At 40.0% G+C, this 16,550-nt stretch carries 15 protein-coding genes; 4 read left to right on the forward strand and 11 right to left on the reverse strand.

Features of this window, described 5'->3' with window-relative positions:
• Nucleotides 1-158: 158 nt before the first annotated feature.
• Nucleotides 159-2,264 carry an EAL domain-containing protein gene (locus tag V7654_RS01485; RefSeq protein WP_335427915.1) on the reverse strand — a complete coding sequence of 702 codons (2,106 nt, stop codon included), beginning with the start codon at nucleotides 2,262-2,264 and terminating at the stop codon, nucleotides 159-161.
• A 221-nt stretch (nucleotides 2,265-2,485) separates the two neighbouring features.
• Between V7654_RS01485 and V7654_RS01490 the strand changes: the two genes are divergently transcribed.
• Nucleotides 2,486-2,983, forward strand: coding sequence for a L,D-transpeptidase family protein (locus V7654_RS01490; protein ID WP_335427916.1), 498 nt, complete (start codon nucleotides 2,486-2,488; stop codon nucleotides 2,981-2,983).
• A gap of 125 nt (nucleotides 2,984-3,108) precedes the next feature.
• Nucleotides 3,109-3,579, forward strand: coding sequence for a YkyB family protein (locus V7654_RS01495; RefSeq protein ID WP_335427917.1), 471 nt, complete (start codon nucleotides 3,109-3,111; stop codon nucleotides 3,577-3,579).
• A gap of 72 nt (nucleotides 3,580-3,651) precedes the next feature.
• On the opposite strand, the gene V7654_RS01500 is transcribed toward V7654_RS01495, so the two are convergent.
• On the reverse strand, nucleotides 3,652-4,554 hold the full coding sequence (locus V7654_RS01500) for a chemotaxis protein (RefSeq protein ID WP_335427919.1): 903 nt from the start codon (nucleotides 4,552-4,554) through the stop codon (nucleotides 3,652-3,654).
• Nucleotides 4,555-4,759: 205 nt separating this feature from the next.
• Nucleotides 4,760-5,230 carry a DinB family protein gene (locus V7654_RS01505; protein ID WP_335427920.1) on the reverse strand — a complete coding sequence of 157 codons (471 nt, stop codon included), beginning with the start codon at nucleotides 5,228-5,230 and terminating at the stop codon, nucleotides 4,760-4,762.
• A 130-nt stretch (nucleotides 5,231-5,360) separates the two neighbouring features.
• Between V7654_RS01505 and V7654_RS01510 the strand changes: the two genes are divergently transcribed.
• Nucleotides 5,361-6,506: an aminotransferase A gene (locus V7654_RS01510; RefSeq protein ID WP_335427921.1), complete on the forward strand. Its 1,146-nt coding sequence runs from the start codon at nucleotides 5,361-5,363 to the stop codon at nucleotides 6,504-6,506.
• A gap of 54 nt (nucleotides 6,507-6,560) precedes the next feature.
• Here V7654_RS01510 and V7654_RS01515 read toward each other — a convergent pair whose 3' ends face one another.
• The 3 genes from V7654_RS01515 to V7654_RS01525 form a co-directional block, all read right to left on the reverse strand.
• Complete coding sequence (locus V7654_RS01515) at nucleotides 6,561-6,737, reverse strand: hypothetical protein (RefSeq protein WP_335427922.1); 177 nt, start codon at nucleotides 6,735-6,737, stop codon at nucleotides 6,561-6,563.
• Between the two features lie 73 nt (nucleotides 6,738-6,810).
• On the reverse strand, nucleotides 6,811-7,689 hold the full coding sequence (locus V7654_RS01520) for an NAD(P)-dependent oxidoreductase (protein WP_335427923.1): 879 nt from the start codon (nucleotides 7,687-7,689) through the stop codon (nucleotides 6,811-6,813).
• A 208-nt stretch (nucleotides 7,690-7,897) separates the two neighbouring features.
• On the reverse strand, nucleotides 7,898-8,683 hold the full coding sequence (locus V7654_RS01525; protein ID WP_335427925.1) for an SDR family oxidoreductase: 786 nt from the start codon (nucleotides 8,681-8,683) through the stop codon (nucleotides 7,898-7,900).
• Between the two features lie 150 nt (nucleotides 8,684-8,833).
• Here V7654_RS01525 and V7654_RS01530 point away from each other — a divergent pair, with 150 nt between their 5' ends.
• Complete coding sequence (locus V7654_RS01530) at nucleotides 8,834-9,511, forward strand: GNAT family N-acetyltransferase (RefSeq protein ID WP_335427927.1); 678 nt, start codon at nucleotides 8,834-8,836, stop codon at nucleotides 9,509-9,511.
• A gap of 705 nt (nucleotides 9,512-10,216) precedes the next feature.
• Here V7654_RS01530 and ptsP read toward each other — a convergent pair.
• The 5 genes from ptsP to V7654_RS01555 form a co-directional block, all read right to left on the reverse strand.
• Nucleotides 10,217-11,932, reverse strand: a complete 1,716-nt coding sequence (gene ptsP, locus V7654_RS01535; RefSeq protein WP_335427928.1) for a phosphoenolpyruvate--protein phosphotransferase — start codon at nucleotides 11,930-11,932, stop codon at nucleotides 10,217-10,219.
• Complete coding sequence (locus V7654_RS01540) at nucleotides 11,932-12,198, reverse strand: phosphocarrier protein HPr (protein ID WP_335427929.1); 267 nt, start codon at nucleotides 12,196-12,198, stop codon at nucleotides 11,932-11,934. Before V7654_RS01540 ends, ptsP begins: the two co-directional genes overlap by 1 nt.
• 611 nt (nucleotides 12,199-12,809) lie before the next feature.
• Entirely contained in the window at nucleotides 12,810-14,069 is a 1,260-nt protein-coding gene (locus V7654_RS01545) for a hypothetical protein (protein ID WP_335427931.1), read from the reverse strand.
• Complete coding sequence (locus V7654_RS01550) at nucleotides 14,069-15,265, reverse strand: DUF58 domain-containing protein (protein WP_335427932.1); 1,197 nt, start codon at nucleotides 15,263-15,265, stop codon at nucleotides 14,069-14,071. Before V7654_RS01550 ends, V7654_RS01545 begins: the two co-directional genes overlap by 1 nt.
• A gap of 4 nt (nucleotides 15,266-15,269) precedes the next feature.
• Complete coding sequence (locus tag V7654_RS01555; RefSeq protein ID WP_335427933.1) at nucleotides 15,270-16,214, reverse strand: AAA family ATPase; 945 nt, start codon at nucleotides 16,212-16,214, stop codon at nucleotides 15,270-15,272.
• Nucleotides 16,215-16,550: the final 336 nt, after the last annotated feature.

Genomic DNA, 16,550 nt, shown 5'->3' on the forward strand with positions numbered 1-16,550 from the left:
TTTGCTTCTGCCGGCGGAGTTGAAGTTTCGGAGTTTCTAGGAGGCGAAACTAGACAAGCGACTCGAGGGGCTAGGCGCTGGAGCTGGACAATTCTCGAAGTGAATTTTATCCTTTCTTATGCTTTAAAAAACAAGCAGCTAATAAATTAGCTGCTTGCTTAATGGCTTAAGATGAATTTTTCCTCTGCTTCTTGGGCTCTTAACGGTTTAGCAAAATAAAATCCTTGCGCCTTTTCACAATCGGCGGCTATAAGGAAATCTACCTGGCTTTGTTCTTCGACGCCTTCTGCCACGACTTCCATCCCCAGGCTTTTGCCTAAATGGATGATTGTCGTGATGATTGCCGCATCTTTATCATTATATTTAATGTCTCTGACAAAGCTTTGATCTATTTTTAGAACATCAATTGGAAACTGCTTTAAATAACTTAAAGAAGAATATCCTGTTCCAAAGTCATCTACTGAAATGGTAATCCCCAAATCTTTTAATTTTTTTAAGATAGGAATCGTTTCTTTCGTATCCTGCATTGCCCCTTCAGTAATTTCTATTTCTAGCAGGGATGGTTGTATCTGATATTGATCAATTGCATTCTTGATGATTCTAACAAGATCAAGCTGCAAAAATTGCTTTGGAGAGATATTGACTGCAATCCTGATAGGCTTGCCTGCCTTTTCATTCCACTCTTTAATTTGCCTGCATGCCCAATCAATGACCCAATTGCCTATCGGGATGATCAGCCCGGTATCCTCGGCAAGCGGGATGAATTCAGCTGGAGAAACGAATCCCAACTCTTTGCTATTCCAGCGCAGCAATGCCTCAAAACTTTTTATTTCATTCGTAAACAAGTTAATTTGTGGCTGAAAATATAATTCCAATTCCTCGCGTTCAATCGCCTTTCGCAAATGGGCTTCAAGAGCAATGACATTGATGCCTGTAGATTGCATGTCTGCACGATAAAATTGATAATGCGCCTTCCCTTTTTCTTTCACACTATATAGGGCTTCATCTGCATTTTTTATCAATGTCTCAGAATCTCTCCCGTCATTTGGAAAAAGGCTGATGCCGATGCTCGGTGTAATATAGTATTCTTGCGAATTAAAATAAAAGGAATCCATGAACCGGCACAATACTTTTTGGGCAAATTCCCCGGCTGCCTGTCTGTCTGTATTCTCCAGGACAATCATAAATTCATCCCCGCCCTGGCGGTATACTGTGCAATATTCTTTTTGAATTTCAACTAATCTATCAGCCACTTGCTTCAATATTTGGTCACCGACACTATGGCCAAGCGTGTCATTTAAATACTTAAATCGATCTATGTCTATAAAGAGAAGAGCAAATTCATCATTTGTTCTTTTTTTCCTGTTAACCAAATCATCAAGCTGATCAAGAAGTGCACGTCTATTGCGCAAGCCAGTCAGCTGATCATGGAATGCCATGTATTTTATTAGTTCAGTACTTTTTGCCTGATTCGAAAGGTCACGGAGAATAACATACACTCCCTTTATTTCCGAATCGATAACGATTGGGATTGTTTTTAGTTGAATCGTTAAATGCTGTCCCTTCCGATGTATGAAACGGCAATCAATTGACTCCATAGCGTTTCCTAGCTTGGTCTCTTCTAAGATGCTGCTAAAGATTGGTACATCAGATTCGCATATCAGACTAAAAATCTTTTTGGATTTCAACTGTTTAACAGTATAGCCTGTAAGGGTTTGTGCAGCTGGGTTTACGTCGAGGATTTTCCCTTTCAGGTCTATTGATAAAACAGCATCCAGGTTATGATCGATCAGTGAACGATACCTTTGTTCACTTTCTATCATCCTTTGCTTTTCCATAAAGTTTTCGGTAAAATCACGTGTCACAGCAACGACAAATTCAATATCGCTGTTTTCTCCGTAAATAGGAGTAAGCAAGGTTTCACCTAGGACCTGCCGACCATGGTCAAGACTTACTTCATCGTAAAAAACAACAGCTTTCCCGGTATCAACTGCCTTCTGATAATGCTTTTTCATTGGGTATGCTCGATGGAATGGCAATACTTCCTCCATGGTCTTGCCGATGTCCAGTGAATCCATCCCAGCATGATACATACCGTTTTCATTGGCATATATATAACGGAAATGCTCCCCTTCTTCAACCCTCATAATAAAAACAAGATCTTTTACATGCTTAAAAATGATGTCTGTAATCATTGTTTCAATTTTTTTTGATGTAGGATTAGTCCTTTTATATGTTAATCGTGCTTGCTTAGTCTGATTCATTTAACCATCCTCATTCCAGAAGTACAAAAGTACCTGCTCCATGTTTCTGAAATAGTGTTATATTCCTATTTTAACTTTAACAATGAGTAAAAACGACAATAATTTTTAAATATTAAAAATTTTTCGCCAAAAAAAGACATTTTCACACAATATACAGAATAAGTGAGTTATGAAACTCCAGCATACACCCGGCATAAGCTGAGTTTAGAGGAGGAGATTCCATGCAACACATAGTGAAACCAGGCGAAACACTTGCCGTCATTGCCTCAAATTACCGGCGCAGCCTTAGGCAAGTTCTTTCAGTGAACCCCTCAATTACAAATCCAGCTCTTATTTACCCTGGACTACGGATCATCATTCCTGGGCTGCCTGATCCATATTCGATTCCGTACTCTATAACTGTTTCATTAATGAATAAAAGACTGACATTATACCGATCTGGCCAAGTTGTAAAAACATATCCTGTGGGAATTGGGAAAATGCTGACAAAAACACCCGTTGGCGAATTTGTCATTGTGAATAGAGAACCAAATCCCGGAGGACCTTATGGAGTCATGTGGCTCTCGCTCTCCAAACTGGGATATGGGATTCACGGGACAAACAATCCCTCATCAATCGGCAAGGAAGTCTCCAAAGGATGCATCAGAATGCAAAACAGAGATGTTTTAGAGCTAGCCAGGCAGGTTCCAAATGGAACTAGAGTAACGATAATCAGATAAGCTGCTCTCCGTGCTACATGTGAATTGCATATATGGATAGGCTTTCATTTCTCAATTAAACAAAAAGAGGGTATAATAAAATTATCTTGAAAAGAGAGCCTAAAAGAAAGAAAGGAGCCTATCCATTGAATAATGAAAGAAACAAAATTCCCCAACTCCGTCCAACGATTGAGAACCTCTCACAAGCAATCTTCACTGTGAATCGTCATGCCAAAACTGCGCCAAACCCAAAATATTTATATCAGCTAAAACATGATGCAATTAAAAAGATGCTTAAGGAGGGGAAGGCTAAAAAAACAGGCCTTCATTTTTCCAACAACCCTAGGAACAGTCAGCAGCAATCAGATGTACTCGTCGTTTGCGGTGATTACACCTTCCATATTCCGCCAACCAAACTTGATTTCGAACAGCTTCCCCATTTAGGAAAGCTTGATCAATCAGTAAGAAATCCCAAAGCCTCCATTTCATTAAACAACGCAAAAAAATTACTGGCGACATATACTGGATTAAAGGAAGCCCAGGAACCTGTAGGCACAGGCAAAACGAGACAGTATGCAAAACCAGTTTTCAAGAAACTTGGAGAACGCTACCCATAAAGAAAGCTGAACGAATCAGCTTTCTTTTTTTTGCTTCAAACGCATTGCTGGATTATTTGTGAAAAATGGATTTTACAAAACCAGCTCATCAATTTTTAGGACAAGATCACCAATGTCAGGTTTGCTTATTTGAGCATCAGCACCAACGACAGTTCCTTTATGCTTCAGTTCATTTGTGATTAAAGAAGAAAAGATTATGACAGGCAGTTTTGATAGAACTGAATGCTCTTTGATTCTTTTGGTAAGGTGATGCCCATCCATCTGAGGCATTTCAATATCTGTGATCACCAGCTGCACTGCATCTCTGAAATCGTGGATATTTTCCGCCAAATGTTCAAGATAGGAAATTGCATCCTTTCCGTTTTCAAAAAACTCAAGATAATGATAGCCTGCTTCAGACAAGGTGTCATGAAGCATTTTACGCAGCATGGCTGAATCTTCCGCAATCACAATTCTTTTATTTGATCGTTCCCTGGGTCCCAATTTTTTGACTTCACTCATTTTAATACCTGAATCAGGATTTATTTCTAGAAGGATTCTTTCAAAGTCCAGGAACAAAATCATTTGCCCTCCCAGCTTTATGACGCCGATTACTTGGCTTTCAGCACCCTGGTATATTTCCGACGGTTTTTCAATCTGTCCCCAGGAAATGCGGTGTATCTGGGTTACGCTATGTACATGAAAAACGGTCTTCTGCTGGTTAAATTCTGCAACAATAAACTTATCAAGATGGGACTGGGCAGAACTCGGGAGACCAAGAGCAGCCGCAACATCCACTACTGGCAGCACTTCTCCACGCAACTCCATTATTCCCTCCACAAATGGGTGGGCATGCGGAATGGCAACAACTGGAACAGGATTGAGGATTTCTTTTACTTTCATCACATTTATGGCAAACTTATTTTCACCGATACTGAACTCTACAATTTCAAGCTCATTCGTACCGGCCTCTAATAAAATACTGCTATCGTTCATTTCATTCGTCCTTCCGATTTTGAAGTAAAACTATTTTGAAATACGTTTCATTATACTTATTATCGGCTGTGAATTCAGAACTGTTTAGATTGAAAGTATTCCTGGCTGCAAACATAAAAAATGTCTCTTTAATATAAAACTTAAACAGTTCGTTCGTTGCATATAAAAAAGCAAACCGAAAATCGGTTTGCCAGCAGATTTTACGTTATTTTACGAGTGTTCTGCCGAGCGCCTCGTCCACTTGCTTTTGATGGTGCAGATCATGCTGGATGAAATCCGTAACATACTCCTCAACCGTCAATGAATGCGTGGATATTTTGAAGGAAACAGCAAGCTTCTCACTGTTAGTTTGCTCTAGCAGTTCATGATAGCCTCTTCGTGTGTCAAGCAGTTCATCAAGGATTTGCTCTTTTGAAGTCATCTCAGCATACTCTCGGGCACGGTCGTTTACACGTTGGAAATCCGGATATGACGGTAGTTCAGCTCCTTCTATAAAGAAAGGAAAGCGTTCTGCAAGCGAATATTTGTCCCATAGCAACAGGTGTGCTATAACCGCTGCTACGGACCACTTTCCTTCGCTAAGAGGTTTGTGCCATTCTCCATCTTGTAATTCCCTTAATGAATCTGCCCATTGGTCAAAATCTCTATAATGCTGTTTCATTTGTTCTATATTCATTTTTTCTCCCCTTCCTTGTTATTCATAATAAATAATATTCTCCAAAGAGGCCAAATAACCTTTTATCATGTTTACACCTTTTCGCTTTAACATGTTAAAATAGGGATATTCTTTCGGAGGGATGATAGTCGTGGAGCATTTAATAAACAAAAAGGTAAGAGAGATAGAGATTTCAGGCATCAGGAAGTTTTTCAACTTGGTTGCAGATGTTAAAGATATGGTGCAGTTAACCATTGGCCAGCCGGACTTTCCGACACCGGATCATGTAAAAGAAGCTGGTAAAAAAGCTATTGATAATAATTTTACTACATACACACATAACGCTGGTTACCTTCAACTTAGGCAAGCAGCGGCTAACTTTTACCAACAAAAATATAGCGTTGATTATTCAGCCGAACACGAAACGATTATTACAGCAGGTGCCAGCGAGGCCATAGATATAACTTTCAGGACAATCCTTGAGGAAGGCTGCGAAGTGATCCTTCCGGCACCGGTTTATGTTGGATACGAGCCTATCATCAAGCTGTGCGGTGCGATTCCTGTTTATGCAGATATTAGGAAAACTCAATTCCGCATGACTGCTGAATTGATTGAAAGCCTGATAACTGAAAAAACGAGATGTATTGTTCTTCCATACCCATCAAATCCGACTGGCGTAAGCCTAAACGAGACAGAACTTAATGAGATTGCTCAGCTCGTTAAAGATAAAGAGATCTTCATTCTTGCTGATGAAATATATAGTGAGCTTGTTTATGAACAACAACATGTTTCAATTGCCCAATTTATCAAGGATAAAACGATTGTGATCAACGGGTTATCAAAGTCTCACTCCATGACAGGCTGGAGAATTGGAATGCTTTTCGCTCCTGAATATCTAGCGAAGCACATTTTAAAAGTCCATCAATACAATGTGACCTGCGCTACCTCCATTTCGCAAATGGCCGCATTGGAAGCTTTGACGAATGGGATCAATGACGCTGAGCCTATGAAGAAGGAGTATGCTTTAAGGCGGGATTATGTTTACAACCGACTTACTTCTATGAACCTTGATGTTATCAAGCCTGAAGGAGCTTTTTACTTTTTTGTAAAAATCCCTCGTGAAAACATAACTTCTTTTGATTTTTGCATGGAGCTTGTGGAAAAGGTTAGGCTTGCGGTTGTTCCCGGAAGTGCCTTTTCTGAGCTTGGCGAGGGATATTTCCGTTTGTCGTACGCATATTCAATGGATACGCTTAAAGAAGGTTTAGACCGCCTTGAAAATTATCTGAACAGGTAAAATTATGTGGTTGCCAATAGAAAAGCCGTTCCCCTTCGGAACGGCTTTTCCCTTTTACCCTTTATATTGTCCGTTATTTTTCGGAGCTTTTTCTTTTTTTGCTTTATCCTTATGGATTTTGTTTGTTGCTGCACTTCCGATTTCATGCGAAAATTCCGAATCAATTGCTGCAGAATCGAAACCCTTTTTATTTTTTTGCTGCGGATCATTCTTCTTCGTTCTTTTTGCCATAGCAATCCCCTCCTTTTGTTTTAGTATTTTACCTAAAGGAGATGCTATGACTTGAAAATATTAAATGGATTTCTTATTGTTTCCAATACTTATATAGGGCCTGTGTACCGCTTTTTTCTTCACCTTTTCCGACCAGCTGTTCATAGAGTGACAAAGCAAGTGATAAACCAGGTACTTCCATATCCATCCGTTTTGCTTCGTCGAGGGCAATTTTCATGTCCTTGATAAAATGCTTGATATAAAACCCTGGTTCAAAGTTTTCAGCGATCATACGAGGTGCCAGATTTGAAAGTGACCAGCTTCCTGCTGCACCAGTAGAAATACTTTTCAATACAGTTTCCGGATCTAGGCCTGCTTTTTCAGCATAAATGATGGCTTCACAAACCCCGATCATATTTGACGCAATGGCAATTTGATTGCACATTTTTGTATGCTGCCCTGCCCCTGCTTCCCCCTGGTGTACAATGTTCGTACCAAGAATATTCAACAGCGGTTCAATTTCCAAAAATGCTTCACTGTCCCCTCCAACCATGATGGCGAGCTTGGCCTCCCGAGCACCAACATCTCCACCCGAAACAGGCGCATCGAGGGCATTCATATCTTTTTCCTTGGCCTGCTGATAAATTTTCTTTGCGAGCGATGGTGTCGAAGTCGTCATATCAATCAAGTACGTTCCAGGTTTCCCGTTTGGGATCAAGCCATCTTCACCCAAGTAGATTTCTTCCACATCTGCGGGATAGCCCACTATTGTAAAAACAACATCCGATTTCTTCGCGACATCGCCGGGAGAATTAGACCAGACCGCACCATTTCCTAGTAGTTCATCAGCCTTTTCCTTTGTTCTCGTATACACCGTGACTTGATATCCTGCATTCAATAAATGGCCAGCCATACTTTTCCCCATCACACCTGTGCCAATAAAACCAATCACTGTATCTTCCTTGGATAACATATGTATACCTTCTTTCCTTAATAGTTAAGTTCATTTTATCATTACATTTCATCTTTTGGCATTGATGTTATTCGTGAAAATTCCTTAAGAAAACAATAACCATATATATATAAAAGGCCGAAGAAAAATTTCTCCGGCCTTCCAGAACGATCTACAATTTTATGCGCAATGATTATATACCCATATTTCAGTCGTTCAAACCTATTAATTAAATTGATTTAACCATACCGCCATCAACAAGAAATGAGCTGCCTGTCATATATGAATTAGCGTCAGAAGCAAGGAAAACAACCACCTTTGCAAACTCCTCCGGCTTTCCGTAACGCCCTAAAGGAATGGTTCCCTTAACTCTTTCTTCGACTTCTTCACGAGAAATTTGCATTTTCTCAGCGTTCACCTCATCCAAGTGTCTAACACGGTCTGTAGCAATGCGGCCAGGTGCTACCGTATTGATTAAAATGCCATATTGAGCAAGTTCCTGAGCAAGAGTCTTTGTCAGCCCGACTATGCCTGTCCTGAAAGTGTTTGACAGCAAGAGTCCAGGTATCGGTTCTTTGATTGAAGAGGAGGCAATGTTAATAATTTTTCCTCCATGCTCTTTTAAAAACGGCAGTGATTCACGAATCAGCCTTATATAGGATAGCAAATTCAATTCGAAGGCAGTTTGCCATTGCCCATCAGTGATAGTTTCAAAGGAGCCTGCAGGAGGTCCACCAGCATTGTTGACCAGTATATCCACACCGCCAAACTGGTCGACTGCTGTTTGAATTAATTGCTTAATATCCTCTGGGTTCGTGATGTCTGTTCTTTGAAAAACGACTTTGCCGCTTCCTATTTGCTTTAATTCAGCAACTACATCTTTTAGTTTTTCCTCTTCCCTTCCTGATACGACAACATTTACACCTTCCCTCAAAAGTCCTTCCGCAATCGCCTTGCCAAGTCCCTGGCTAGAGGCAGCGATCACAGCTGTCTTTCCGCTTAGCTGGAGTTCCATATGTATTCCCCCTTATTTTTATTAATCTAATTATATAAGAATATTCTTGTAATTTCATTTTATCAGCCTAAAAAATAATAATAAACAGAATTTGACTTGGTATAATGTTTTTTTTAAACTCAAGCTAAAGTTAGAAATCGAGGTGCTTTCATGTTTTATAAGGAAATATACGTTTTCGATCAAGCAATACCAGTAAAAGCTAAAATAAGAAATTACAACGAAAATGATTTTGCTGAGTTAATACGAGTGCAGCGGGAGGCTTTTCCTCCACCATTTCCAGAGGAACTTTTATGGAATAACGAACAGCTTAAAAACCATATCACTTTATTTCCCGATGGAGCGCTTTGTGTTGAAATAGATGGGAAGATAGCCGGCTCAATTACGGGTTTAATTGTGAGACAGGACGAAGATGATTTGGAACATTCCTGGTCAGCTATAACAGATAACGGATACATCCGCAATCACGATCGTAATGGCAATACTTTATACATAGTTGATATCTGCATCAGCCCCGACTACAGAAAGCTTGGTTTAGGAAAATGGATGCTTCAGTCGATGTATGAAACTGTGGTCCATTTAGATTTGGATAGGCTGCTTGGTGGCGGCAGGATGCCAGGATATCATCTTCATGCAACTGAATTATCAATTGAAGATTATGTTGAAAAGGTTTTAAAAGGAGACCTAAAAGATCCTGTCGTTTCCTTTTTGCTGCGTTGCGGGCGTACCCCAGTAAAACCAGTGGCCAATTATCTTGAGGATGAAGAGTCTTTAAATTATGGGATGCTGATGGAGTGGAGAAATCCGTTTAAAAAAGAGAATAATTTTTAAAAATCAAGAAGGATCCTTCGTAATTTATAAAAAGGATTTTTAAATTTGCGATGGATCGAAGGTGGATAGCTATTCAACCTTTAAATACTTTTCTCTATGGGAGAAAAACAAAGGAATGTTCCTTTTCGCCTTATATAATAACCCAATGACCTTCATTGGAACATCCGGTGTGGTGATTTCTGCCCCTTCATTGTTCCAATGACCTTCATTGGAACATCCGGTGTGGTGGTTTCTACCCCTCCATTGTTCCAATGACCTTTATTGGAACATCCGATGTGGTGAATTCTACCCCTCCATTGTTCCAATGACCTTTATTGGAACATCCCGTGTAGTGGTTTCTACCCTTCCATTGTTCCAATGACCTTTATTGGAACATCCCGTGTGGTGGTTTCTAACCCTCGATTGTCCCAATGACCTTTATTGGAACATCCGGCGAGGTGGGTTCTACCCCTCAATTGTTCCAATGACCTTTATTGAAACAGCGGGGGAGTTATTTTCAACCCCTCTATCGTTCCAATGCCACTTTTCAAACATCGAATTAGAAGACGTCACCGTTCACTTTACACAAAAAAATGCCGGCTGATAAACAGCCGGCCAAATCTGGGGGAAAATGAGAATGATTAGCTTACTTTCAGTCTAACCAAAGTGCTTACTCATATATACCCGCCATATATAGGGTAAAACATTTTTTATATTACAATTTTGTTACAAACCCAAAGCTTGGTTTACTGCTTTTACAACTTCTTCTGTTGTGCTCATATTAAGCACAGAATCAGCTAGTTTTTCCATATCAGTTTTATTTAACTGCCTGATAAGTGAACGTGCCTTCAGGATAGAAGAAGCGCTCATAGAGAACTCATCCAGTCCTAAACCAAGCAAGATTGGAATCGCAGTTTCGTCTCCAGCCATCTCACCGCACATGCCGGCCCATTTACCTTCTTTATGAGCAGCATCGATGACCATTTTTAAGAGGCGAAGTATCGATGGATTGTATGGCTGATACAAGTAAGAAACCTGCTGGTTCATCCTGTCTGCTGCCATTGTGTATTGAATCAGGTCGTTTGTTCCAATGCTGAAGAAATCAACTTCTTTAGCAAACTGGTCTGCAAGAACTGCAGTTGAAGGAATTTCCACCATGATTCCAAGCTCGATAAGCTCAGCAACCTGGATACCTTCGTTTACTAATTTTGCTTTTTCTTCTTCAAGCATTGCTTTTGCTTCCCTGAATTCTACCAATGTTGCAATCATAGGGAACATGATTTTTAAATTGCCATAAACGCTAGCACGTAAAAGGGCACGAAGCTGCGTTCTAAAAATATCCTGCTCCTCAAGGCAAAGACGAATCGCCCTAAAACCAAGGAATGGGTTCATTTCTTTAGGCAGGTTCAAGTAAGGAAGTTCTTTATCGCCACCGATATCAAGCGTTCTGACAACAACTGGCTTTCCTTCCATTCCTTCAAGCACCGCTTTATAAGCAGTAAACTGTTCCTCTTCGGTTGGAAGCTGGTCCCTGTCCATATAAAGGAACTCTGTACGGTAAAGACCTACGCCCTCACCGCCATTTTCAATAACACCCTTTAAATCTTTAGGTGTTCCGATATTAGCAGCAAGCTCAACGTGGTGTCCTTCAGCTGTAACTGTTTTTTCATTTACAAGCTTAGCCCACTCTGCTTTTTGTTTTTCGAAGTCTTCCTGAATCTTTTTATAGGCTTCCAGCACTTCTGGAGTAGGGTTAAAATGCACTTCACCCTTTAATCCATCAACAACGACCATGTCACCATTGTTGATTTCTTCAATTGCTGTTTTTGTGCCAACGACTGCAGGAATTTCCATGGAACGGGCCATGATTGCAGAATGGGATGTGCGTCCGCCAATATTTGTCGTAAAACCTTTTACAAATTGGCGGTTTAGCTGTGCAGTATCAGATGGTGTCAAATCCTCTGCAACGATGACTACTTCTTCAGCAATCATGCTTGGGTTAGGAATTTGAACGCCTAATAAATGTGCCATTACACGTTTGGTCACATCTCTTATGTCCGCAGCACGTTCTTTCATGTATTCATTGTCCATTGACTCAAACATACTGATAAACATATCAGCTGTTTCTTTCAATGCGTGTTCAGCATTTACATTTTCGGTATTGATTTTATCTTGGATGGGTGAAATCAATTCTGGGTCGCTTAAAACTAGAAGATGTGCATCAAATATTGCAGCCTTATCGGCACCTAATTCAGTACCTGCGTGGTCACGGATTTGTGCAAGCTCAGCTTTTGCAGTTTGAAGGGCAGCTTGAAAACGCGCCACTTCATCAGCAGGTGCTTCGACTGTCTTTTTTTCAAAAGAAAAATCCGGTTCTACGAGCTTATAGGCTTTTGCGATCGCAATTCCATTTGAAGCGGCAATTCCCTGCAGAAAGCCCATTATTCAGCTAAACCTTCTCTTTTTAAAGTTTCTTCTAGTGTGTTAAGAGCATCTTGCTCGTCGCTTCCCTCAGCGAAGATCGCAATATCTGCTCCCTGGCCGATTCCTAATGACATTACACCCATGATTGATTTAAGGTTAACCTTTTTTTCTTTATATTCTAAGTGGATTTCTGAATCGAATTTGCTTGCAGCCTGTACCAACATTGTAGCAGGACGAGCATGGATTCCTGTTTCAGCAACAACCTTGAATTGTTTTTGTACCATATTAGATCATTCTCCTTTTATATTAAATGATTAAGATGACCATACATGATGCCTTCCAAACTAAATGGTTCAATTCAGCGAAAGGTCAAAATTTCCGGCCTAGCTAAAATGATAATTGTATTTTACCCATTTGTAAGGTTCTTTCACACCATATATTATTTCCAATCGTATCCACAAAGAAAAGCGGAAGCACCCTGGAGTGGAACGTCGATTAAAAACGCCACGTCCTGTGGCAACATCGACATCAGCACATCCTGTGCAAGTCCGACAGGCATAAGTAGGCCTGCGAGAAGGCAGCTATTCAGCCGCCACACCCGGACGGCTTATGACCCGAGTGCAGCTAGAGATTACTCTATCTACACAACGCTCTCCCTTTAAATATCCACAACTGGCATCCCACACAAAAGAATAGCATTTTGAAAAGTGTTAGACAATGAAAAAACATTGGTTTTTTCAAGGTTTTAAGCATTTTTTTCATTAAAACGTTTTCATTTTAGCGAAATTGTGACAATTGATTTTATCCATTGGTTTTTTTCAAAAATTTTATTGTTCAATTAAAACAATAATCTTATAGAAAAAAAGCCTTTTTGAAAGTTATAAACCGAGAAATCCTATCTTTTAAAAACTTTCTTCAGGGAATTTTTAATCCCTGACTTGCTTGATTCTTTTCTTTCTTTTTGCAGGTTTGTTAACTGTTTTTTAATGCTTTTCATTTCTTCTTTAAACCATTCCTCGACTTCATCTTCGGCAGATGGTCCGTACCTGACCTGCTGATACGTTTTAACCGTCTTCTCATCATAATCAATCCCCAGCCGTTGGAGCCATTCGTTGATCGCTTCATAGTTTAACCTGGCCAAGTCCTTTTTCTGAGCATACTTCTCGAGCTGGTATATTTCCTTGCGTATCTGGTTTCCAGGCATTCCTGTACGATTGTTATAGAATGGGTCACTGAAGAAGGAATCATCAAGTTCACTTGATGTTACATAAGCGCTAGGTGATACGCCAACCTCCTCCTCTTTATTGAATAAGCTTGTTTTTTTGTATAGATAAAAGAAAATCAGCACCCCGATAACAGCAAAAAGTATTGGTCCCCAAAGATCAGGATCAATCAGCGTCTTCGCATTTGCAAACGGAGATTTGTACTCTTTTACCGGCTGCTGTCTGGATGATAATAACCGGCCAGCTCTTTCTTTAATGATCGGGTTTTCGACCCAAGAAAATAGGGGGTAAAGGAGAATAGAAAAAATCCAGCCAATCCCTTGCAAGATAAAGAAGAAAATACTCTTAATGAGATTCCTGCCAAATGTAAGAATCATCAAAATCAAAAGTCCAAGTCCGAGCAATTTTGAAAAGTCCCATGCAAACTTCCTTTTTGAGACAAGTTCGATATCAATACATTTTATAAAAAATTGCCCTGAAATAATAAACAGCAATTGAAAGGTCAAGAGAAATGCAATCTGTTTCAGATAAGCACCATCATAAAAGTGTGCAAGCGGTGATAGGAACAAACCGACGAGAAAAGTCAGCACCAGCCAAACACTTTCGGAACTACTCGTTCCATCCTGGTGATAATTTAGCGTTCTCCAAAAAATGAACAATGCCATTACTGTTATGTAAAAAAACGGAATCCCAGCCCATAACCCAGTCAGATAAAGTGCCGGCATAATCAGCAGAAAGTATAATGCTTTAGCATGATTTCCTTTCCTCTCTAAAAGAATCGCAAATAGTAAGGAAGCTATCCCTGGGATGACCATGGTCGATAACAAGGGCATTTGCTGACTAGATAATAAATGAAGCATCAAAATGATTAAGGTGGCAAAGATCCATTCCATATAAAAACGGAAAAATATGTTCAAGACTTTTTTATTCATTACATCGCCACCTCCTTCATTATTAGTTTGAGCGGTTCTAAAACGGCCTCCTCCTCCTCATGCCTTTGCAGCTCCAAAAGCTGAACCCCATGCCTGCCGAAATCCTTAAAGTAAATATCTGCACCTTCTGTCCGAATTCCTGTATGGATCATCGTTGGTGCGGCTGGAATATGCCTTTTGTAAAAGAACAACATTTTGTCATACGGGATTGTAGGAGAATGATGGTCTGCAATCGCCAAAATATCAAGCAGCTTTTGCAAATGATCCTTTCCTGAACCTAATTGTATATAAGTAAAAGGAGTGGCACCCGCTGATCTGATATTCATACAAAGGGAAAATGGAATGTTAGCCTTATGGAAGAAATAAGCTATTTCAGCTATGCTGCTCATCAGGAATTCCAGCATGACTGTTACAGAATAGCCATCTACTACATTTACAAACAAAACAGCACCAGCTTCGGTTATTCGCTCAAATTCCTTTGTTTGCAATGTCATTCTCCTGGCACTTGCTTTCCAGTTGATTCTGTTAAAACTGTCAGTCGGAAGATAATCTCTTGTGCCAATTGGACCCATACTATCTTCAAAAACTGAAAATAACGATGGGCTGTTACCTGGTCTAAATGATTTATGTTTATCTATGTTCCTGACAGAGATGGGCCTTGGGTATACAAGGGCCTCCATATTAATAACATCTTTAAACTCCAGGATCGTGTCCCCAAAGCCAAAAAAATGCGGTATATGAAGTTCCAATCTCCTGATTTTTGACATCCCGCGCTTATCTGCTTTAAACGGGATTTTAATCGTTATTTGTTCCTTGCGACTCATTGATACCGGCATTCCTACATCTACCTTTGATTGGTGAATATGAAATTCTCCTAAAACAGGTACTACTGCACTGTCAAAATAAACCGTCAGCCTTGCCTTCATGATTGGCAGTCCATGGTTAGCAAAAAGAAGAGACCATTCACCGTTATCACCTATGAAAAACCGTTTTCTTTCACGCTTATTTTCTAAGATAAGCCCCTCGCCAATGTGGTTTAAATAATAGGAGTTAGCAGCTGTTATTAAAATAATCAGCAGCCCAGCCCCGAAGATAAACCATGAATTAAAGTAAAAGCTGGCAATGACTAATAGAATGCCGAGAAAAGCTAGAATGGATAAAAAACGGTCCTCAATGATTACTTTTTTCCATTGCATAGTTTTAAACCTCAACTTCCACCGGAAGCGGAATAGATTCTAACAGATCCTTAACCACTTTTTCAGGGGTAGACGTTAAAGATGCCTCAGCTGATAAATAGATTCTGTGCCCTAAAACGAATGGAGCCATTTCCTTTACATCATTTGGGATTACATAGCTCCTGCCCTTCACAAGTGCTCTCCCCTGAGCTGCTTTCACCAAAGCGAGAGTTCCACGAGGACTGCTCCCTAATTCTATGGAAGAATGGTTTCGAGTTTCCCTTGTGATTTTCAGCAAGTATTGCTCAACAACTTCAGAAAGCTGCACATTTTCAAGCTCTCTCTTCAACTGAATAATATCCTCTTTGCTCAATACAGGATTTATCTCTTCTTTTGACGAACCAAATCTATGCTTGCGGATCATTTCTCTTTCTTCATTCAATTCAGGATAACCAAGTGAAAGTTTAATAAAAAAGCGGTCCATTTGCGCTACTGGAAGCTGGAAAGTACCCTGCTGAGACTCGACTGGATTTTGTGTAGCAATTACCAGGAATGGTGTGTTCAGCTGAATCGTATGTCCATCAATCGTCACCTGGTGTTCTTCCATCGCCTCAAGCAAGCTGGATTGCGTCCGAGGTGTTGCACGGTTAATTTCATCAGCTAAAAGGATATTAGTTACAATGGGACCGGGCTTCAATTCAAACTCCTGAAGCTTCGGATTGAAAAATTGAATCCCGGATATATCGCTTGGCAGCACATCCGGCGTAAATTGAATCCTTGAAAACTCTCCGCTAATCGCTTTCGAAAAGGTTTTTGCAAGCAAAGTTTTCCCAGTGCCCGGAACGCTTTCCATTAAAATATGGCCATTATTTAAAAGTGAAATCACCATCATTTCTACTTCAAAATCACGGCCGATAACATTTTTACTTATTTCTTTTTTTAATTTTTCAAGCTTTGCTGACCATTCCACCTTGACTCCCCCTAAGTTCTCAGAAAATTTCTCTTTTTTTAAAAGTTTACCATCTGATGTAATAAAAGAAAACTCAGACCCATTTTTATCCAATCTAAATTAAACTTAGAATGTGTTTATGTTGATTTCTAATTTCCGCTCCAATCAACAAAGTACCTTATATCAACATTGGCTAGAACAACTCAAAGAGAAAAATAGGTCGTCGAGTTGTTATGAGACGTGGGCCGAGAACAACTCAAAGAGAAAATAGGTCGTCAAGTTGTTATGAGAAGATGTCCGAGAACAACTCAAAGCGAAAAACAGGTAGTCGAGTTGTTATGAGAAGAGGTCCGAGAA

The sequence above is a fragment of the Bacillus sp. JJ1609 genome (genome assembly GCF_036967045.1).
GTDB lineage: Bacteria > Bacillota > Bacilli > Bacillales > Cytobacillaceae > Mesobacillus.

Bases quoted from the DNA above. Each gene is read 5' to 3' on its own strand.
- V7654_RS01485 (WP_335427915.1), bottom strand. From the start codon at position 2,264: ATGAATCAGACTAAGCAAGCACGATTAACATATAAAAGGACTAATCCT.
- V7654_RS01490 (WP_335427916.1), top strand. From the start codon at position 2,486: ATGCAACACATAGTGAAACCAGGCGAAACACTTGCCGTCATTGCCTCA.
- V7654_RS01500 (WP_335427919.1), bottom strand. From the start codon at position 4,554: ATGAACGATAGCAGTATTTTATTAGAGGCCGGTACGAATGAGCTTGAA.
- V7654_RS01505 (WP_335427920.1), bottom strand. From the start codon at position 5,230: ATGAATATAGAACAAATGAAACAGCATTATAGAGATTTTGACCAATGG.
- V7654_RS01515 (WP_335427922.1), bottom strand. From the start codon at position 6,737: ATGGCAAAAAGAACGAAGAAGAATGATCCGCAGCAAAAAAATAAAAAG.
- V7654_RS01520 (WP_335427923.1), bottom strand. From the start codon at position 7,689: ATGTTATCCAAGGAAGATACAGTGATTGGTTTTATTGGCACAGGTGTG.
- V7654_RS01525 (WP_335427925.1), bottom strand. From the start codon at position 8,683: ATGGAACTCCAGCTAAGCGGAAAGACAGCTGTGATCGCTGCCTCTAGC.
- V7654_RS01530 (WP_335427927.1), top strand. From the start codon at position 8,834: ATGTTTTATAAGGAAATATACGTTTTCGATCAAGCAATACCAGTAAAA.
- ptsP (WP_335427928.1), bottom strand. From the start codon at position 11,932: ATGGGCTTTCTGCAGGGAATTGCCGCTTCAAATGGAATTGCGATCGCA.
- V7654_RS01540 (WP_335427929.1), bottom strand. From the start codon at position 12,198: ATGGTACAAAAACAATTCAAGGTTGTTGCTGAAACAGGAATCCATGCT.
- V7654_RS01545 (WP_335427931.1), bottom strand. From the start codon at position 14,069: ATGAATAAAAAAGTCTTGAACATATTTTTCCGTTTTTATATGGAATGG.
- V7654_RS01550 (WP_335427932.1), bottom strand. From the start codon at position 15,265: ATGCAATGGAAAAAAGTAATCATTGAGGACCGTTTTTTATCCATTCTA.